We start from the raw sequence: 19,372 nt of genomic DNA, 5'->3' as shown, positions 1-19,372 counted from the left end.
ATCACCTCGGTCTTGTAGAGGCCGCTGCCGTTGGACGCAGCGCGTCCAACCGGCGAGGGCGTTGTCGTAGCTGTCGCCGACCTGCCGACGGAGGGCTCGATGCCCTGGCCGGATCGGCCCGGCAGGCGACGTGGGCGTGGTAGGTCGACGGGGCAATCGGCAACACCTTGCAGATCGGCTCGACCCCGTAGGCCGCGCGGTGATCGTCGATGAAGGCGATCATGGCTTCGATCGGCGGTCGGACTCCGCCATGGCAAAATACGCCGATGCCTTACGCAGGACCTCGTTGGCCGGGTGCCGCTCACGGTTCTCCCGCTCCAGGGCCTTGATCCGCTCGCCCGCCTCGCTGGTCGGGCCCGCCCGCTGTCCCTGGTCGCGCTCGGCCTGTCGTACCCACCCGCGTAGCGTCGCAGCGGGATCGACGGGGATCAGGGGGACCGGCCCGGCGTGCGGAACAGGCGCACGGCGGCGGTCCAGACGCGGAGCTGATAGGACTGGTTCCGGAACGGCGTGTGCGAGTGGTAATTGCCGATCGCGCGCATCAGGTCGCCGCGCGTCTCGTTGAGGTAGGTCCGCAGGATCAGACCGGCGGCGGCGATGTTGAAGCAGGGCCAGTCGATGAGCCGGCGCCTGACCTCGGCCTGGGGAAGCCCGGTGTAGCGGGCAAGGGCCGGCACCCACAGCGTGTTCACCTGCATCACGCCGAGATCCTCGGAGCCGTTGCCGTTGCGGCTGATGCTGCCGGGCCTGCCGCCCTCGATGGCGTGGATCGCCGGCAGCACGCGCGGCGGCAGGGCGTAGATCTGCGCGACCAGGGCCATGCAGGCGACGTAGGGAACCGCCATCAGCCCGACTGCCTCGGCAGCGCCGCCATCCCTGCTCCCCTGCATCCGGCACGGCCCCCCAGCCGCCGCCGGGATCAGGATAAGGCATCCCCTGGCTGGCTGTACACAAGCCGGCCCGTGCAGCGCGCCGGAGCAAGGGCATGGAGAATCCAGGCTGGACCCACCTGCTCGGCGGCCCGGGAAATGTGTCGGATGAGGCTGGCGCCGTTCCGGCCCGACTGCGTCAGGCCGGAACGGCTTCTGCGGCAACGGATCGTCCCGCCCGCCGGTCCTTTCGGGAGGGGGAGGGACGCGGGAACCGGCGTGGGGTGCCCGGGAATCCCGCTGCTGCCGGTCAGGCCGCGACGTAGCCGAGTGCCGAATCGCGCGCCCGCGCCGCGTCGCTCCGCTCGGCCGGGGCGCCGTAGCCGCCGCCGCCCGAGGTCTCCAGCCGGATCACGTCGCCCCGGCGCAATCGCAGGTTGTTGACCTTGGAGCCCAGCGCCTGCTTCTCGCCCCCGCGGATCAGCGTCAGCTGCCCCGCGCGCCCGGGCTCGCCACCTTCGAGCCCGTAGGGGCGGAAGCGGAAGCGTTCGAGGTTGGCGGTGAAGATCGCCTCCGGGCAGTCGATCCGCCATTCGCGGTAGAGGCCGAGGCCGCCGCGCTGGCGCCCGGCGCCGCCGGAGCCCGGCACCAGCCCGTAGCCGACCACGCTGAGCGGCAGCTCGCTCTCGATCATCTCCACCGGGATGTTCGAGTTGTTGTGCATGCCGAAGGTGTAGGCGCTGAGCCCGTCCTGGTCGGCATAGGCGCCGCTGCCGCCGACCTCGATCTCCACCAGCACGCCGCGCCCGCCATCCTCGCCGATGGTCTGGAAGGAGCAGACGTAGGAGACGCCGTAATAGGCCGCCGGCACGCGGCCGGGCACCGCCTGGTGCAGCGCGCCGAGCACGGTGGTGGCGAGGCGGTGGCTGACCGCGACGCGGTTGGCGACCGGCGCCGGGTGCCGCGCGTTGACGATCAGCCCCTCCGGCGCGATCACCCGGATCGGCCGGTAGCAGCCGGCATTGGCCGGGATCTCGGCATCGGCGATCGCCATCATCGCGTAGGAGATGGCCGATTGCGACGAGGCCAGCGTCGCGTTGACCGGCCCGACCGCCTGCTTCCCGCAGCCGGAGAGGTCGATCGTCGCCTCCTCGCCGTGGATCTCCACCGCGGCGTGGATGCGGATCGGCTCCGGCGAGATGCCGTCATCGTCGAGGAAGTCCTCGAACTCGTACCGCCCGTCGGGGATGCGGCCGATCATGGCGCGCATCGCCCGCTCGGAGCCGTCGAGCATCTGCGCGCAGGCGGCGATGAAGGTGTCGGCACCGGTGCGCGCGGCGAGGCCGCGCAGATTGGCCTCGCCCACCGCGAGCGAGGCGAGCTGCGCCTGCAGGTCGCCCCAGAGCATGTCCGGGCGGCGGACGTTCTGGCGCATCATCGCCAGCACCGCCTCGTTCATCACGCCGCGGTCGAGCAGCTTGATCGGCGGAATGCGCAGCCCTTCCTGGAACACCTCGGTGGCGGCCGCGGCGTAGGAGCCGGCGGCCATGCCGCCCATGTCGAGATGGTGGCAGAGCGTGCCGACGATGGCGACGCGCCGGCCGTCCAGGAACACCGGCCGGAAGGCCAGGATGTCGGGGATGTGCTGGCCGCCGCAATAGGGGTCGTTGGTGATGACGACGTCGCCTTCCGCCCACCGGTCGAGCGGCAGGAAGTCGCGTACCACCGTCAGCAGGCCGGCACCCATGGAATTCAGGTGCTGCGGGATGCGCGCGGCCTGGGCGATGTTGTAGCCGTCGCGGTCGAACACCGCCGTCGAGTAGTCGAGCAGCTCGCGCACCACGGTGGAGCGGCTGGTGCGCCAGACGGTGACGTCCATCTCGGCGGCGGTGGCGGTGAGCGCGTTGCGCAGGATCTCCAGCGCGACGGGATCGAGGGTGCTCATGCTTCGGTGCTCCCCAGGGCCTTCCGGTCGTTCAGGCGGCGGGCAATCAGCGTGCCGGCGGCGCCGGGGGCGCAGCGCCAGCCATCGGCGACGTAGACGGTGGTGTACTCCTCCTCGATCAGCGCCGGGCCGGCGATCTCGCCGGCGAGCTGCTCGCGCTGGTACACGGCGACGGAACGCCAGGCATCGCCGAGCCAGATCTCGCGCGCCTCCGGCTTGCGCCCGGCGCCGATGCCGGGGGCACGGCGGGATTCGAAGCGCGGCAGCAGGCCGGTGACGTTCATCCTGAGCGCCACCATCTCCACCGGCGCGCCGGGGTTGCCGTAGGAGAAGCGCTGCGCGTGCAGCGCGTGGAAATCGGCGAGCAGGCGGGAAAGGGCTTCCGGCGTCGCCGCCATCTCCGGCCAGGGCACGACCAGCTCGAAGGCCTGGCCGTGGTAGCGCAGATCGGCCGCGACGGCGAAGCGGCGGTCGGCCGCCGGCACGCCGTCGGCGGCGAGCAGCGCCTCGCCCTGCTCGCGCAGCTGCGCCACGGTCTCGGCGAGGTAGGGCAGGATGGCGTCGCCCACCGGCAGCACGCGCGAGCGCGCGAGGTCGTGCACGATGTCGGAGTGCAGGATGCCGAAGGCGGAGAAGGTGGAGGCGTCGGCCGGGAACACCACCTCGTCGATGCCCAGTTCCTCGGCCACCGGCACGGCATGCAGCCCGCCGGCGCCGCCGAAGGAAAGAAGGGAAAAGTCGCGCGGGTCGAGGCCCTTCTCGAACAGGCTGAGGCGCGCGGCGGCGGCGAGGTTGGTGTCGGTGACGGCGAGGATGCCGATCGCCGCCTGCTCCATGCCGAGGCCGAGCCGGTCGCCGACGCGCTCCCGGATCGCGGCCCGGGCGCCGTCGAGGTCGAGCTTCATGGCGCCGCCGAGGAAGAAGCGCGGGTCGAGCTTGCCGAGCGCGATGTTGGCGTCCGTCACGGTCGGCTCGGTGCCGCCGCGCCCGTAGCAGACCGGGCCGGGCCAGGAGCGGGCGCTGCGCGGGCCGACGCGCAGCCGCCCGGCATCGTCCACCGCCGCGATGGAGCCGCCGCCGGCGCCGATGGTGCGTATCTCCACCATGGGCAGGCGCACCGGCAGGTTGTCGATCTCGCCCTGCGTCATCTGCGTCACGCGGCCCTCGCGCACCACGCAGACATCGTAGGAGGTGCCGCCCATGTCGACGCCGAGCAGGTACGGCCGGTCCAGCGCCTCGGCCATGCGCGTCGTCGCCAGCGCGCCGCCTGAGGGGCCAGAGAGCAGCAGCCGCGCCGGCTGGCGCTTGGCCACGGCGGCGCTGCACACGCCGCCGTTGGACTGCACCAGCAGCAGCCGCGCCGTCAGGCCGGCCTCGGCCATGCGGGTCTCCAGGCGGCCGAGGTAGCTGCCCACCACCGGCATCAGCAGCGCGTTCAGCACGGTGGTGGAGGTACGCTCGTACTCGCGTATCTCCGGGCTGATCGCGGAGGAGATCGTGACGGGCAGGTCCGGCCGCAACGTCGCCAGCCGTTCCGCCACCGCCTCCTCGTGCGCCGCGTTGACATGCGCGTTGAGCAGCGAGACGGCGACCGCCTCGGCGCCCAGCGCATCGAGGTGCGGCAGCAGCGCCTCCACCGCCCCGGCCGCCAGCGCCCGCTCCACGCTGCCGTCGGCGCGCATGCGCTCGGGCAGGCCGAGGCGGCGGTCGCGCGGGATCAGCGGCGGCTCCTGGTGCGGCTTCAGCCCGTAGATGTCGCGGCGGGCGTGGCGGCCGATCTCCAGCACGTCCTCGAAGCCGGAGGTGGTCAGCAGCACGCCGTGCGCCAGGTTGCGCTCCAGCACCGCGTTGGTGGCGATGGTGGTGCCGTGCAGCAGCAGGCGGATATCGGCCAGGGTGAAGCCGAATCGCCCGGCCGCGTCGCGCAGGCCGGTCAGCAGGCCGATGGAGGGGTCCTGCGGCGTGGTCGGCGTCTTGAAGCTCTGCAAGGCGCCGCTGCGCTCATCGAGGATCTGCAGGTCGGTGAAGGTGCCACCGATGTCGATGCCGATCCGGATATGGGGAGAGGTTGGCACGGGAACTCCGGCAGGTTCGGCGGTTCGCGCCCCGTTCGGAGGCGCGTCGCCCGGTTGTGCGGGGCCGGGCGGCGCCCGGCGGGGTGGGAAGGCCGGGCGGCGCCCAGCGGGTCGGCTAGCGCATGAACTGCAACGGCCAGAGCGCGATGCCGGGCACCAGCAGCAGCAGCCCGACCGCGACCAGGTAGGCGAGCAGGAAGGGCATCACCCCGGCGAAGACGTCGGTGATCGGCCCGCCCTTCGGGCGCATGCCCTGGAGCACGTACATCACCGTGCCGTCCGGCGGGCTGATCTGGGCGATCTCCACCAGCATGGTGACGACGACGCCGAACCAGACCGGGTCGTAGCCCAGCGCCACCACGATCGGGAACACCACCGGCACGGTGGTGATGATCATGGAGAAGCCCTCCATGAAGGTGCCGAGCGCGAAGTACATGCCGATGATCGCCAGCATGATCGCCCAGGGGGGGACCGGCAGGTGCGAGATCATCTGCGCCATGGCCTGCGGCACGTTGATCTGCGTCAGGATGTAGTTCAGCAGGTAGGCGCCGAGGATGATGAGGCCGAGCAGCGCCGTGTTGCGCGCCGTGGCCTCGGCCGAGGCGTTGAGCATGCGGAAGGTCAGCCGGCCCTCGATGGCGGCGAACAGCGCCGCCCCGGCGACGCCGAGCGCGGCCGCCTCGGTCGGCGTCGCGTAGCCGCCATAGATCGAGCCGAGCACCATGACGATCAGCGCGACGGTCGGGATCAGCCCGGTCAGCGAGCGCAGCTTCACCGAGAGCGGCAGCGGCGGCGGCCGGTCGAGCGGGTGGCGGATGCCGTGCCAGACGATCACGCCGACGAACAGCGCCGTGACCAGAACGCTCGGCAGCAGCGCCGCGACGTAGAGGTCGCCCACCGAGGTCTCGGTGATGAGGCCGTAGACGATGAAGGTGATCCCGGGCGGGATCAGGTTGCCCATGGCGCCGCCGGCGGCGAGCGAGCCCAGCACCATGCGCTGGCTGTACTGGCTGTCCCTGAAGTAGGGCAGCGCCACCGAGCCCATGGTGGCCGCCGTCGCCACCGAGGAGCCGGAGATCGCCGAGAACAGCGCGCAGGAGGCGATGTTGGTGTGCAGCAGGCCGCCGGGCAGGCGGTTCAGCCACACGTTCAGCGCCTTGTAGAGACGGTCCGAGAGGCCGGCGCGCAGCAGGATCTCGCCCATCAGCAGGAACAGCGGCACCGCGATCAGCACGAAGTTCGAGGACGGGCCCCAGAAGGTCTCGCCCGCGAACAGCCAGAAGGGGCGGTCCGAGAAGATGAAGCCGGTGAGCAGGGCGAGCAGGCCGAGCACCACCGAGACGTGCACCCCGGCACCGAAGAACACGGTGAACACCGCGATCAGGCCGAGGATCTCGGCGATCGGCACCGCCGGCCCGCCGCTCGCCGCGGCGAAGACGGTGACGCCGAGCAGCACCAGCAGGAAGAGTATGGCGATCATGCCGGCTTCTCCTCGGGGTTCGCGTCGTGCGCCATGGCGACCGCCTCCAGCGCCTCCTCGGTCTCGTCATCGACCGAGCGGGAGCTGAGCAGCGCCTCCACCTCGGCGAGCCGGCCATCCGCCAGGGCCAGGGCGGATTCGGCCAGCAGGGTCACGGCCATCACCAGGAACGCCACCAGCCCGACCAGCCAGAGCCCCTGCGGGATCCACATCGGCACGTGCAGGGCGCTGTTGTCGTGCGCATCGAACAGCAGGGATTCGTCGAGCACGGTCCAGCCGGCCCAGGCGACGAAGCCGGCGAAGACCACGAGCAGGGCGATGCTGAACAGGTGCAGCGCGGCGCGCAGGCGCAGCGGCATGCGGTTGACCAGCACATCCACCCGGATATGCGCCCGCATCGCCAGCGTGTGCGCCAGCGACCAGGAGATGCCGGCCGCCAGCATGTAGCTCGTCACCTCCACCGTGGCGGCGGAGGAGAAGCCGAACAGGCTGCGCGCCAGCACGTCGAAGGTGATGAAGGCGGCGCATAGCACGTAGTTCCAGCCGGCCACGTAGGCCATGACGGTGGAGACCGACTGGGCGCCGCGCCGCAGCGCGCGCGCCGCGCGCAGCGGGCCGGGGTCCGCCGCGCTCTCCCGGAAGCCGGGCGCGGTCACGGCTGGAACGGGACGCCGCTGATCGGCGCCACCACCTGGTTGTAGATCTCGCCGCAGCGCGCGCCGCAGCGACGCACCCAGCCGGGCAGCACGGTGCTGCGGAAGGTCTCGCGCACCAGCGCGCGGTCCGCCTCGGTGGCGCGCACCTCGGTCATCGGGCGCTGCGCCAGCGGGTGCAGGTGGCACTCGGCGGCGAGGCCGGTGTCGCAGGCGATGCCGTCGCGCGTCGCGACGCCGCCCAGCTCCCACAGCTTCGCGTGCATCTCCTGGAAGGTGCCTTCCAGGAAGGCGCGCACCTGCGGGTCGAGCCCGTTCCACCAGCGCAGGTTCACCATGTAGCCGGCGAGCGACCAGGAGAGCGGCAGGTCGGAGATGTGGGTCGAGACCTCCGGCCAGCGCGCCGAGGCGCCCGAGCCAGTGCCGGTCACGGCGCAGTCCACCACGCCGCGCTCCAGCGCGCTGTACACCTCGGGGAAGCCGATGCTGGTGGGCTGGGCGCCGATCGCGGTCATCAGGTCGACCAGCGAATTGCCGAAGGTGCGCACCTTGCGGCCACGCAGGTCGGTCAGCGTGGCGAAGGGCTGGCGGCAGAACAGCACCTGCGCCGGGAAGGGGTAGATGAAGGCGATGCGGATGCCGAACCGCTCCAGGTCGCGGTTGGCGGCGGGCAGGATGGCGTCGGCGATGCGGCGCGCCATGCCGATTTCCGGGCTGAGGCCGGCGAGGTCGATGCCGTCGAGGATCGGCACGTCGCCCGACAGGGTGGAGAGCGTGCCGGCGCCGATGTCGACCTGGCCGGAGCGGACCAGCCGCACGATCTCGTTGCCGCCGAGGTTGCGCTCGGCATGGGTGCCGAGCTGCATGCTGATCCGCCCGCCGGAACGCTGCACCAGCGCCTCGCGCAGGTAGGGCACGTCGACGCGGGTGAATTGCGGCATGGTCGGCAGCGGCTGCGTCACCGCCGAGATGCGCACCGGCGGGCCGGCCGGCAGGCTCTCCGGCATCTGCGCCCCGGCGCCCGACAGGGTGGCGGAAAGCGCGAGGCCGAGGCAGGCGGCCAGGCCGCGTCGCATCGTGTGTCGGATCATGCAGGCCGGTTCCTTGTGCGGTCTGGTGGCGTTCTGGTCGGGCTCGTCGCGTCGTGGTCCTGGCTGGCAGCGCCGCCCCGCCCTTGTGCCGGGCGATGGCGGTTGGTCCGCGTGGCAGCGGCCACGCGTGGTCCGGAGGCGCCCGGCGATGTGGCACCCACGGCGCCCGGCGGTGTGGCGCCCACGGCGCCCGGCGGTGTTGGCGCCCGCGGCGTTCGGCGGCAGGGCGCCGGTGGCGCCCATGCTGGCGCCCAAGCCCTGCAAGGGATGCGCCGGCACGGCCTCAGCCGCCGCGCGGCACCTTCGGGCGGATCAGGCCGTAGGGCGCCGCCGGGATGGCGGGCTCGCGACCGGCGATCAGGTCGGCGAGGATGCGGCCGGTGCCGCAGGCGATGGTGAAGCCGAGCCCGCCATGGCCGAGATTGAGCCAGAGCCGGCCGATGCCGCTCTCGCCCAGGATCGGCTTCCAGTCCGGCGTGGCCGGGCGCAGCCCGCTCCAGGGCTCGGCGCGCGGCCAGTCGGCGGCGGCGGGGAACACCTCGCGCGCCTGGCGCGAGAGCAGGGCGACGCGGCGTTCCACCAGATCCGTGCCGAAGCCCACCAGATCGACCATGCCGGCCACGCGCAGCCTTCCCTCGGCCCCGGGCGCGGCGCGATCGAGCAGCGCGTACACCACCTTGTGGTGCGCGTCGGTGATGCTGACCTCGGGTGGCCGGTCGCCGGTCCGGGTCGGCACCGTCAGGCTGTAGCCCTTCAGCGGGTAGAGCGGCAGGGAGAGGCCGAGCGGCTCGGCGAGCGACAGGGCGCCGATGCCGGTGGCGAGCACGAACTGGTCCGCCTCCACCGGCCCCGCCGCCGTCAGCGCCGCCGCGACGGCGCCGTTGCGCACGAGCAGCCCCGTCGCCTCGCGGCCGAACAGGAAGGTGGCGCCGCGCTGCGCCAGGGCGTTCCGCAGGCCGAGGCAGAAATGGTGGGCGTCGCCCACCGCCTCGTCCGGGGTGTGGACGCCGCCGGCGAGCTGCGCGGCGGTGTCGGCGAGCGCCGGCTCCAGCGCCAGGCATTCCCGCGCGTCCAGCACCTGCTGCCGGGCGCCGTGCCGCGCCTGGAATTCCACCAGACGCGCCGCGCCGGCGAGGTCGGCCGGGTCGCGGAACACCACCAGCTTGCCGTTCACGCGGTAGGAGAATTCGAGCGGCGCCTCGGCCAGCAGCGCCGCCAGCACGTCGCGGCTGTGATAGGCCAGCGCCAGCATGTCGCGCGTGCCCTGCTCGAACACCTCGCGGCGGCTGGCGCGCACGAAGGCCATCAGCCAGCGCCACAGGCGCGGGTCCATCTGCGGCCGCAGGCGCAGCGGCGCCTCGTCGTCCAGGATCCAGCTCACCCCCTTGCGGGTGACGCCGGGAGCGGCGAGGGGCGCGACGTAGCTGTAGCTGAGCTGCCCGCCATTGGCGCGGCTGGTGCCCTCGCCGGGGCCCGCCTCGCGGTCGAGCACCACCACCTCGTGCCCGTCCCGCAGGAGCTGCCAGGCGCAGGCGAGGCCGGCGAGGCCGGCGCCGAGGACGCAGATCCTCATCGGGCGGCGGGCCGGCGGCGGTGGAACGGGGGAAGGGGCGTCGGGATGGGCATCGGGGGGCTCCGCTCGGCAAGGGATCGCTCAGTCGGCCATAAGTGTCCAATCCTTATTCAGAACCGGATTCCATCACCCTGGCTTATGGGTTCCTGCATGGTTCCTGGCCACCTCGCCGCTGATTTCGGCAAGCGCCGGCACCAGGATGGCATCCGGGGAGAGCCGGTAGCTGGCGGTGAAGCGCAGCGGCGGCATGTCCAGCATGGTGTCGAGCCGGCGCAGCTCGCCCCGCGCCAGCTCCGGCCCGATCACCGAGGTCGGGATGATGGCGATGCCGATCCCGTCCAGCGCCATCCGCACGATGGTCGCGAGCGAGGAGCTGGCATGGATGCGCGGCGTCGTCGCGGTGGCGGCGTGGAAGGCCTGCTGGATCTGCAGGAAGACCTGGGAATTCTTCTGGTAGGTGACGAAGGCGTGCCGCGCCAGTTCGGCGGCCGGCACCGGCTCGGCCTCGAAGCGGCGGCCGCTGTCGCAGATGAAGGAGAGCGGCACGCTGCCGAGGTCGAGATCGACGATGTCCGGCTCGTTCACCGGGCCCGCCAGGAAGGCGAGGTCCAGCTCCTGCCGGGCCAGCCCGGCGCGCAGCTTGGGCGTCACGTCCACCTCGATGTCGAAGGTGACCAGCGGGTAGCGCCGGCTGACCACGCCGATGAAGTCGGAGAGCCAGGTGTGGACGATGGTCTCGGAGACGCCGAGGCGGATCAGCCCGCTCATGCGCTCGGGCGTCGCGACGTTGCGGATCATCTCGGTACGCAGGCGCAGCAGCCGGTCGGCGTAGCCGAGGAGCTGGCGGCCGCGCGGCGTCGGCCGGGTGGCGCGGCCGCTGCGCTCCAGCAGCCGGCCGCCGAACTCCTCCTCCAGCGCCGCGATGCGCTGCGAGACGGCGGGCTGGGTCGTGTAGAGCCGCTCGGCGGCGCGGCCGAAGCTCTCCAGCGTCGCGACCCAGTAGAAGACCTCTAGGCTGCGGAAATCCACCATGCGGCTGCCTGTCGCGGCGGAGGGCCGCCGCGGGCGGCACGCCGGCCGGTCCGCGCCCCGGCCGCCGCCGTGGCATCCTCGCAGGGGGCGGGGACGGGGGAAAGCCCGCGCGGTCCGGCCGGCGTGACGGGCTCCGTGCGGGGGAGCCTCAATCCGCGGCGGCGCGGCACGCCGCCGGGATCGCCACGCCCTGCCCGGCCGGCCGGCGGGCGCGGCTGCCGCGCCGCAGTGCCAGCGCCAGCAGCAGCCCCGCCAGCGCCGTCCCGGCGCCGGCCACCGGCACCGCCGGCAGGCCGAGCCCCGCATCGATCACCGCCCCGCCCAGCGCCGCGCCGATCGCGTTGCCGAGGTTGAAGGCACCGATGTTCATCGCCGAGGCCAGGTTGGGCGCCTCCGACGCCGCCGCCACCACGCGCATCTGCAACGGCGGCACCAGCGCGAAGCTGGCGACGCCCCAGAGCAGGATCAGCGGCGCGGCCGCCACGGGCGAGCGCAGGCCCAGGGCGAAGAGCAGCAGCAACACCGCCACGGCGGCGAGGGAGCCGATCAGCGTGCCGTCCGGCGAGCGGTCGGCCAGCCGGCTGCCCAGCCAGTTGCCGATCGCCAGGCCCACGCCGTACAGCACCAGCATCGCCGTCACGAAGCCGGGCGCCGCCCCCGCCTCGTCGCGCAGGATCGGCGCGATGTAGGTGAAGACGGTGAACATCGCGCTGGCGCTGACCACCGTCAGCAGCAGCGCCGCGAGCACCGGGCCGCGCGCCAGCACGCGCAGCTCGGCGCGCATGTCGGCGCCGGGCTCGGCCGGCAGCGGCGGCAGCGAGGCGCGCAGCGCCAGCATGGCCACCACCCCCACCGCCGCGATGCCCCAGAAGGCGACGCGCCAGCCCACCGCCCCGCCGACCCAGGCCGCCAGCGGCACGCCGCCGATGGTGGCGATGGTCAGCCCGGAGAACATGGCGGCGACCGCGGCGGCGCGCCGGTCCGGCGGCACCAGCCCCGCCGCCACCACCGCGCCGACGCCGAAGAAGGCGCCGTGGTTGAGCGAGGTGAGGAGGCGCGCGGCGAGCAGCATCCCGTAGCCGCCCGCCACCGCCGAGAGCAGGTTGCCGGCGGTGAAGATGCCCATCAGCCCGATCAGCAGCGCCCGGCGCGGCGCGCGCGCGAGGAGCAGCGTCATCAGCGGCGCGCCGACCAGCACGCCGAGCGCGTAGGCGCTGACCAGCAGCCCCGCCGCCGGGATCGAGACGCCGAGATCGCCGGCGATCACCGGCAGCATGCCCATCGGCGTGAACTCGGTGACGCCGATGCCGAAGGCGCCGACCGCGAGGGCCAGCAGGGGTGGGTTGAGACGCATGACAAGGGATATCCCGCCTGTTCCGTCCCGGCATCTGGTCGGCCGTGCTGCGGCGCGGTAGCCAGGAGGCCGGACCAACATCCGTGCCCGGGATTCACGAATGCCGCAGGAGAAGGCCGACCGGACGGGCGAGATGGCGGCCTTCGCGGCGGTGGCGCGGGCGGGCAGCCTCTCGGGGGCGGCGCGCGATCTCGGCCTGACGCCCTCGGCGGTCAGCCGCATCGTCTCGCGCATCGAGGCGCGGCTCGGCGTGCGCCTGCTCGTGCGCACGACGCGGCGGATGCGCCTGACCGCCGAGGGCGAATCCTACGCGCGCGCCGCGCGCCGCATCCTGGCCGATCTCGACGAGGCGGAGGCGGCGATCGCCGACCAGGCGGCGCCGCGCGGCCGGGTTCGGGTCAGCGCCGCCACCGCGCATGGGCGGCTGGTCGTCGTGCCGCTGCTGGCCGACTTCGTCGCGCGCCATCCCGGGATCACGGTGGAGATCGAGCTGAGCGACGAGGTGGCCGACGTGCTCGGCGGCCGCGCCGACCTGGCGATCCGCTTCGGGCCGCTGCCCGACAGCCCGCTCACCGCCCGCCGCCTGGGCGAGACCGGGCGCACCGTGGTCGCCTCGCCCGCCTATCTCGCCCGCGCCGGCACGCCGCGCCGGCCGGCCGACCTCGCGCGGCACAATTGCCTCGACTTCAGCTTCCGCCGCAGCGAACCCGGCTGGCCGTTCCGCGAGGAAGGGCGCGACCGGGTGCTGCCGGTGCGCGGCAGCATCACCGCCAACAACGGCGAGACTCTGGTACAGCTTGCCTTGCAGGGCGTCGGCATCACCCGGGTCGGCGACTTCCACATCGGCGCGGATCTCGCCGCCGGGCGGCTGGTGCCGCTGCTGGAGGACTACAACCCGCAGGACCGCGAGAGCATCCACGCCGTGTTCGTCGGCGGCGCCGCCATGCCGGCCCGGCTGCGCGTGCTGGTCGATTTCCTGGCCGAGCGGATGCGCGCCGCGCCGCCGGGCTGAGCGGGGCCGTCCGGGCCGTCGGCATGACGATCACGGCTTCCGTTCGAGATGGCAGCGTTGTGCGGCGGCCCGTGGGCGCGCCGCGCGGAACACCGGCTCCCTCGACCAGCCCAGCACCACCCGGCGGGCTCGCCCGAGTGCCTTGTGGGCATGGCGCGGCAAGGAAGCTCGTCCGGTCCGGCGGGACGCCTGGAGGAAGACCTCATCCAGACCCGGACCAGCACCTTCCCCGAATCCGGACGCATCGTTCCCTCGTGGGCTCTTTGATCCGGTTCCCTGAAACCAGTTGAATGACGGGAACATTCCTCCTTTCCAATCAAGGCCTGCCCGCTGCAATGTCGGAGGCCGGCACGTTGAGTAGGATTCCGTCCCAGAACGGCTCCGTTCCCGCCGCGACGTGCCATCGGCACATGGAGGAGCGAACGGCCACTCGCCAGGCACAGGATGGCGCACCACGTCGCCATGGGCCGGGACGGACCGACGCTTCGACCGGCAGGCAGACGGCCTTACCCAACCCGTACCCATCCCCGCAGGCGGTGGAGCCGGTCCCCGGCGGCAGCGCGCCGCGCCGTTCCCGTGCCAGCGAAGCGCGGTCGTTTCCCCGCCGCCGACCAGGTCGGGCGCCGGCGGCCGGACCGACGGGTCCCGCCAGCCGGCTCCCCCGCCCCCCCCTGCCCCTGTCCCATCCGGCGGTTCCGGGGCCGCCCGGCCATGCCTGGCACGCGCCGCGCTGCGCGGATCGACCGCGCTCACCGCGCTCGGCCTGGTCGTGCCCGGAACGGCGGCACCGGCTGCGGCGCAGACGGTGCCGCCGCCGAACCAGCCGGTGCCCTACATCGTCGACAACCAGGGTGCGGCTGGCGGCACCGGCGCCGACAACGACTCGACCGTGAACGGCACGGCCGGCAGGCGCGGCCAGGGCGGGGCGGGGCTGGCACGGCGATCAGCATCGAGATCCCGGAGGGGGGCGCCAGCCTGGTCAGCCCTGGCGGTGCCGGCAGAGCATCGGCGGCGGTGGCGACGTGGGCGGGGCCGCCAACCCGGCGATGGATTCGCAGCGCCCGGCTCGCCGGCACCGTCGAGGTCCACGCCGCCACGGTCGCCAACCGGGCCATCCCTATGCTCACCGCGACGGGGGGCTGACGGTCGATCCCGGCCTGAACGGCACCCGCACCTACCTCGTCAACTACGTGCCGCAATCGGACGGCACCACCCTGCGCATCCAGCCCAGGCCGACTTCCGCAACACCGGTGACGACCTGACCGACAGGCGACGGCGCAACTGGTGGTCCGGCGCGTTACGCCGCAGACCCTGCTGGCCTCGGCGCAGGTCGGGGTGAACGTCACCGTCGCCGAGCCGCTGCGCCTGGTCGTGGCGGAACAGCCCGCGCTGACGCTGGCCTTCCGCCGCTGCATGCCGCGCGGCTGCTTCGCCGAGTTGCAGGCCACCGAGGCCAGCTCGCCGCCTTCGCCCGCCGCGACGGCGAGCCCGCCAAGCTCGATTTCCGCGACGCCGAGGCCAACCCGGTCGCCATCCCCGTCTCGCTGCGCGGCCTCGCCGACGCCCTGGACGCGCTCGGCAGGGCCGAGCATGTCTGAACCGGATGCGAAGCTCAGCGCCGCACCGGCGGCCGTGCCGGTGTCGCGCCGGGACGCGGTAGGGCAGGCGCTGCATGGCCCCGAGCGCGAGGTGAACGTCCGCCAGGCGCACCCCCGTCGACCGCTACGACCTGCCGACGCGGCGAGGCTGGACGCCGCCAGGCGCGCCGGCAGCGCCGGGATCGCGGTCAGTTCGCTCGACTTGTCGGCCAATGCCGCCTGGCCCGGCACCAGACGGGAGGTGGTGGCGAAGCAGCCGGTCAGCACCCACCGCCGTGTCACCAGAGATCAATACCAGCTTGAGTTCGGAGCCATGGGACACGGTCTCGGCCGATTGACAGTGGGTCTTGCGCAGCCCGGAGAACCTGTCTATTACGCGCCAACCGAACGGAGCGCGGGCGTAGCTCAGGGGTAGAGCACAACCTTGCCAAGGTTGGGGTCGAGGGTTCGAATCCCTTCGCCCGCTCCAAATTGACTAGTGATATTAGAGGGTTATAGAGGGCTCGCTTCGGCGGGCCTTTTGCTTTTCCGGAGCGCGGAAGCAGGGCGGAAGCAGTTGGTGAGGCATTTCCTGGCCTTGGCGGTCTGCTGAACCCTCTCTTTCAACCAACGCGCGCTGGCCTGCCTGCTTGGCAGGGCTCCCATGCGTTACCACTCCCACTCCTCCCTGCAGGTGTCCTCACCCATCACCTCGTCCCACGCCAGCCGCTCCGCCTCCTCGCGTGTCAGGCCGGCGTCGTATTCCAGGATCGCGGCCCGCTCCTCGTAGGCGTCGCGGCGGTTGATCTCGGTTGCCGAAAGGGGTTGGGGCGGCACTCCGGGCAGGCGCCACCTTTCGAGGCGAGCGAGCATACTTTCTTTTCCAGCCCCCTTTTCTCGTTTTAGGGTGGGAACCGTGGGAACTTGGGGAACCGCTGATCCTAACTGCAACTTTGCGGTTCCCACCCCTTCGGCGAGGGTGGGAACCGCGGGAACCGGCAAGCCGGTCACGCCGCCTTCTCCTCCGGCTCCGGCGGCGTCATCAGCGTCGCCTTGACCGCATAGACCCTGATCTTGCCGAAGCCGGGGATCGCCACCTTCCGGCCCAGGCGGTTGCCTTCCCCCGGCTCCAGGTGTCCAGCTGCCAGCAGGGTCCGCGCCACCTCGGTGGCATCGAGCCCCTCGCAGACCTCGGCGCGCCAGGTCTCGGGGTGGATCAGGTAGAGGTCGGAACCGTCGGGCTGCCGCCGGCGCCAGCCCGCGCGGTTGACCACCGGCCGGGCGGGGTCGAGCACCTCTTCCAGCTCCTTGGTCGTCTGGTTGAGCCAGAGGAGCTGGAGCCGGCTGGCGCCATGCTGCACCAGGAACAGCCGCACCTTCGCGAGGTGGGCGGCCTCCTCGCCGCTGCCGTCCCCGCCGCGCCGGCCGCGCCAGAGCCCAAGCACCGTGGCAGCCGCGGCAGTCGCAACCTCACTCGGCCAGGGCAGCACGCCCAGCTTGGCCGCGATCTCGCCGGCCGCCGCCACCAGGGCCATGCGCCGCGCCACCTCCCGCACCTGCGGGTCGGCCCCGGCCGGGACGTGGGCGCCGAGGAAGGCGGCGCGGCGCTCGGTGATGATGGTCGGCAGCGTGTCCGCTTCCTCGGCGCGGATCCGGGTCAGTTGCGCCAGGAAGGCGCGGCCGGCGGTGCCATGCTGGCGGATGGCCGCGGTGGCGAGGTCGGCGCAGAGGGCCTGGAAGTCCGGCCGGCCGTGCAGGTCTGGCCAGAGGTCGGCGGGCAGTGGCACGGAAGGCAACCGCACCTCGGCGCCGGGCGGGACACGCCGGCCGGCCTTCTGGGCGACCGTGGCCACGTCGATTTCGCCGTTCGACAGGAAGAAGGTGCGCCATGTCCGCCGCTTGCGCGCCGTGGTGTCGGCCCGGAGCCGACCTTTGCCGCCGCCGTTGCCCATGACGTAGATGCTGTCCTCCACGCCGCGCGCCTCGGCCTGTTGGATCTCATCGAGCGTCAGCAGCCCATCGGCCGCCTCTTCGCACGCGGCTTCGAGGGCGTTGCTCGTCGCCCTCCAGTCACGCAGGGCGCCGGCCTTGTCCGGCGGACCCCACACGCTGGACGCCATCTTGAGCGCCACCGTCTTGCCTCGCTTGCTGGGGCCGAACAGGTGCACGCCGCCGCCATCCTCGCCGGCGATCTCCAGCAGCGGCCCGACGAAGGCCGCGGCCAGGCAGAAGGTGGCGACCGGGTTGCCGACGGCGAGGGCTGCGACCTGCTCCTGCCACGCGGTCAGCGTGCCGGCGGTGGCGACTCGGCGGGCGGCATCCTCGGCCGTGTTCCGCAGCGCCAGCGCCTCGGCCGCCTCGCCGATCACCGTGCCGTCGGGGAGCACGTAGGCGGTGGCCTCCCCGACGCCACCGTGCCACCCAGCCCGCGTGACCAGCATGACGCGGCTGCCCGACTGCACCTCACCGAGCGCTCGGCGAAGCAACTGCCGGGCGGCCAGGTCGGGCGAGACGCGCAGGCCGCGCTCGACCAGCGCCGCCTCCAGCTCGCCGGGCCCCACCATCAGCAACCGGTGCGGCATGGGCCAGGTGTGCGGCCGGCCGTCGCGGTCGCGCCAGCGCAGCCAGAGGCTCCAGCCTTCGCCGGCGGCGTCGCGCGCCTCGCCGAGCACCTCGAACGGGGCAGCGAGCCAGACCAGCCCGTCATCCCCGCCGGTGTCGGCATGCAGGCCGTCATCGCGCATCAGGAAGCCGAACGGCCACCTGACCTCGCCCGGGCCGGGGGGTGGGCGGGAGCGATCGGCCTCGGCGGCCGCGGCACGGCGGCGAGCCTGTTCAACGCGCACAGCCTTGTCGAGCGCGCCGACGCCGATGCCGAGCGCCTGCGCGGCAGCTTTGCGAGTCGCCTGATAGTCCAGCCCGGACAGGCCGGCGAGGCGCGCCACCTCGGCCTGCATCTGCTCCGGGGAATGCGGATCCGCTGCCGGATCGGCGTCGGGCTCAGCGTCCGGGTCCGCGTCGTCGGCAGCGTCGTCGCCCCCGACCGGCACCGCCGCCATGACCAGGGTGTGCAGCGTCTCGACCGTGGTGCCCGCCGGCGGCGGGTCGGCGAGATCCCAGCCATCGGGCCACTCGGCCGGCACCGTCACCACCGCCACGCGCTCGGCGCCGGCGAGACCGGCCGCCTGTGCGATCGCGGCAGCCGCCTTGCGCCCGGGCTCGTCATGGTCGGGCCAGATCACGACCACGCGGTCGGCCAGGGGTGTCCAGTCGGCTCTGAGCACCGCCTTGCAGCCTCCCGGCCAGGTCAGCACGGCATGGTCGGGGAACAGCGCCGCCGCGGCGTCTGCCGTCTTCTCCCCCTCCACCACCAGCACCGGCGCGTCGAGACGGGCCGCCAGCCGGTCGAGGCCGTAGAGCGGCCGCGGGACCGGGGCCGCCCGCCAGCGCCAGCCGCCGGCGCCGCCGCAGTAGGGCAGCACCTGCTTGCCGGCCGGCGTGTCGAACCGCGCCACAGCGAACAGCAGCGCGCCGTCGGCGGCGAGGTAGCGCCACACCGTCGAGGGCACGCCGTGATCGCGGTGCCGCAGCGCCTTCGGCAGCGGCAGCGGCGCGGGCAGGATGGGCGCCCACGCGTCGGCCGGCCGCTCGGGCGGCGGCGGGGCCGACGCGGGGCCCGCCGGGCCGGGCTCGCCCAGCGGCGCAAAGCGGGGATCCGGCATGGCGTCATCCATGGCGGCCGCTCCCGTCCGGCAGGCCGAGCATCTGCGCGAGGCGTTCGGCCGCCTCGGCCTGGGTCAGGCCGGCCACGGCCGCTGCCAGCGACACCGGGTCGCCGCCAGCCACGTCGGCCGCGAAGTCCGCCCACGCGCCGCGGCGGGCGCCGGTGAGGCGCACTTGGCAGGAGCGCCCCTCGCCGCCGCGGAGGCTGGCGCAGAAGTACACGGCCCCCTGCTGCCTGCCGCCCGGCAGCAGCCGCGCCACCACCTCGGGCAGCCGGGCCAGGGCCGCGCTGTTGACCGCCGCGTAGTCCGGTGGGCCGGCGGCGATGCGCGCGAGGGTCGCGGCCTGCCGGTCGGAGAGCGGCTTGGTGCGCCGGCCGAGGTCGGCGAGGAACTCGGTTTCCCACGCGGTCAAGCCGTGCCGCGTGCGGGCGGTGGCGAGCTGCGCGGCCTGCGCCGGCGTCAGCGGACTCGTGGTGACGTTCATGCGGCACCTCGATCGCTGGTGGAGCGCCGCAACTTCCCGAGCTTCTCGGCAGCCCAGCGGTCCAGCTCGTCGCGCGGGTAGACCACGGCGCGGCCGGGCTTGTGGAAGGCGGGCCCGCCGCCGATCACGGCGAGCTTCGCGAGTGTCGCGACGGCCACCGGCACGCCGTGGGCGAGCTTCAGGTACTGGACGGCCTCGGTGCGGCTCAGGCGCGGCTTGCGCAGAGCCAAGGGCAGAGCCTCGGACATGGATTCCTCGTTCCGGCCGGACTGGCCGACCGGGTTGCGTTCCGTGTTGGTGACGGACAGGGCGACGGTGCGGGGGCGGGTCATCACGCCCTCCCCGCCGGCTCGGTGATGCCGTGCGGCGCGTTGACCAGCTCGGCGTTGGGGATGAGGCGCCGGACCAGCGTCGTCATCCGGCCGCCGAGGGTGGCCGGCCGCATCCAGAGCGGCGCACATCCCCGGCAGATGCAGGCGGCGACCGGCTGCTGATCGACGGG

The 19,372-nt window shown here is 73.3% G+C and carries 15 protein-coding genes, 1 tRNA gene, 2 pseudogenes and 1 other annotated feature; of the genes and pseudogenes, 4 read left to right on the top strand and 14 right to left on the bottom strand.

What is annotated here, in order from left to right; genetic code table 11:
* Positions 1-94 precede the first annotated feature (94 nt).
* From M0638_RS25660 to M0638_RS25615, 10 genes and pseudogenes are all read right to left on the bottom strand, one after another.
* Positions 95-432 (bottom strand): annotated as a pseudogene (locus tag M0638_RS25660) (IS3 family transposase); the annotation flags it as partial.
* Positions 149-265 (bottom strand) — a sequence feature (AL1L pseudoknot). (Overlaps the previous pseudogene by 117 nt.)
* On the bottom strand, positions 429-845 hold the full coding sequence (locus tag M0638_RS25655; RefSeq protein WP_248669802.1) for a lytic transglycosylase domain-containing protein: 417 nt from the start codon (positions 843-845) through the stop codon (positions 429-431). The gene M0638_RS25655 and the pseudogene M0638_RS25660, both read right to left, overlap by 4 nt.
* Before the next feature lie 334 nt (positions 846-1,179).
* A complete protein-coding gene (locus M0638_RS25650; protein ID WP_248669801.1) occupies positions 1,180-2,814 on the bottom strand; it encodes a hydantoinase B/oxoprolinase family protein in 1,635 nt (544 codons plus the stop codon).
* On the bottom strand, positions 2,811-4,889 hold the full coding sequence (locus M0638_RS25645) for a hydantoinase/oxoprolinase family protein (protein WP_248669800.1): 2,079 nt from the start codon (positions 4,887-4,889) through the stop codon (positions 2,811-2,813). The genes M0638_RS25650 and M0638_RS25645 overlap by 4 nt, the downstream gene beginning before the upstream one ends.
* A 115-nt stretch (positions 4,890-5,004) precedes the next feature.
* A complete protein-coding gene (locus tag M0638_RS25640; protein ID WP_248669799.1) occupies positions 5,005-6,369 on the bottom strand; it encodes a TRAP transporter large permease in 1,365 nt (454 codons plus the stop codon).
* Positions 6,366-7,025, bottom strand: coding sequence for a TRAP transporter small permease subunit (locus M0638_RS25635; protein ID WP_248669798.1), 660 nt, complete (start codon positions 7,023-7,025; stop codon positions 6,366-6,368). Before M0638_RS25635 ends, M0638_RS25640 begins: the two co-directional genes overlap by 4 nt.
* Complete coding sequence (locus M0638_RS25630; RefSeq protein ID WP_248669797.1) at positions 7,022-8,113, bottom strand: TRAP transporter substrate-binding protein; 1,092 nt, start codon at positions 8,111-8,113, stop codon at positions 7,022-7,024. The genes M0638_RS25635 and M0638_RS25630 overlap by 4 nt, the downstream gene beginning before the upstream one ends.
* Positions 8,114-8,396: 283 nt before the next feature.
* Entirely contained in the window at positions 8,397-9,686 is a 1,290-nt protein-coding gene (locus M0638_RS25625) for a D-amino acid dehydrogenase (RefSeq protein WP_248669796.1), read from the bottom strand.
* Between the two features lie 126 nt (positions 9,687-9,812).
* Positions 9,813-10,718 carry a LysR family transcriptional regulator gene (locus M0638_RS25620; protein ID WP_248669795.1) on the bottom strand — a complete coding sequence of 302 codons (906 nt, stop codon included), beginning with the start codon at positions 10,716-10,718 and terminating at the stop codon, positions 9,813-9,815.
* A gap of 148 nt (positions 10,719-10,866) precedes the next feature.
* Complete coding sequence (locus tag M0638_RS25615; RefSeq protein WP_248669794.1) at positions 10,867-12,072, bottom strand: MFS transporter; 1,206 nt, start codon at positions 12,070-12,072, stop codon at positions 10,867-10,869.
* Positions 12,073-12,172: 100 nt separating this feature from the next.
* Between M0638_RS25615 and M0638_RS25610 the strand changes: the two genes are divergently transcribed.
* The 4 genes and pseudogenes from M0638_RS25610 (at position 12,173) to M0638_RS25595 (ending at position 15,151) form a co-directional block, all read left to right on the top strand.
* On the top strand, positions 12,173-13,084 hold the full coding sequence (locus M0638_RS25610; RefSeq protein WP_248669793.1) for a LysR family transcriptional regulator: 912 nt from the start codon (positions 12,173-12,175) through the stop codon (positions 13,082-13,084).
* A gap of 1,046 nt (positions 13,085-14,130) precedes the next feature.
* On the top strand, positions 14,131-14,346 hold the full coding sequence (locus M0638_RS25605) for a hypothetical protein (protein ID WP_248669792.1): 216 nt from the start codon (positions 14,131-14,133) through the stop codon (positions 14,344-14,346).
* 16 nt (positions 14,347-14,362) lie between these two features.
* Positions 14,363-15,097 (top strand): annotated as a pseudogene (locus M0638_RS29295) (invasion associated locus B family protein); the annotation flags it as partial.
* Positions 15,077-15,151: transfer RNA gene (locus M0638_RS25595), tRNA-Gly, on the top strand. The pseudogene M0638_RS29295 and the gene M0638_RS25595, both read left to right, overlap by 21 nt.
* A gap of 179 nt (positions 15,152-15,330) precedes the next feature.
* Here M0638_RS25595 and M0638_RS25590 read toward each other — a convergent pair.
* From M0638_RS25590 to M0638_RS25575, 4 genes are all read right to left on the bottom strand, one after another.
* Complete coding sequence (locus M0638_RS25590) at positions 15,331-15,534, bottom strand: hypothetical protein (RefSeq protein WP_248669791.1); 204 nt, start codon at positions 15,532-15,534, stop codon at positions 15,331-15,333.
* A 134-nt stretch (positions 15,535-15,668) separates the two neighbouring features.
* On the bottom strand, positions 15,669-18,383 hold the full coding sequence (locus tag M0638_RS25585) for a DUF927 domain-containing protein (protein WP_248669790.1): 2,715 nt from the start codon (positions 18,381-18,383) through the stop codon (positions 15,669-15,671).
* Between the two features lie 4 nt (positions 18,384-18,387).
* The gene (locus M0638_RS25580) at positions 18,388-18,870 is read right to left on the bottom strand and encodes a hypothetical protein (protein ID WP_248669789.1); all 483 of its coding nucleotides are present in this window, start codon (positions 18,868-18,870) and stop codon (positions 18,388-18,390) included.
* On the bottom strand, positions 18,867-19,202 hold the full coding sequence (locus M0638_RS25575) for a hypothetical protein (protein ID WP_248669788.1): 336 nt from the start codon (positions 19,200-19,202) through the stop codon (positions 18,867-18,869). The genes M0638_RS25580 and M0638_RS25575 overlap by 4 nt, the downstream gene beginning before the upstream one ends.
* Positions 19,203-19,372: the final 170 nt, after the last annotated feature.

The sequence above is a fragment of the Roseomonas acroporae genome, from assembly GCF_023223525.1.
In the GTDB taxonomy this organism is placed as follows: domain Bacteria; phylum Pseudomonadota; class Alphaproteobacteria; order Acetobacterales; family Acetobacteraceae; genus Roseomonas_E; species Roseomonas_E acroporae.
Note: the sequence above shows the minus strand (reverse complement) of the source record. Positions and strands in the feature narration are given on the sequence as shown.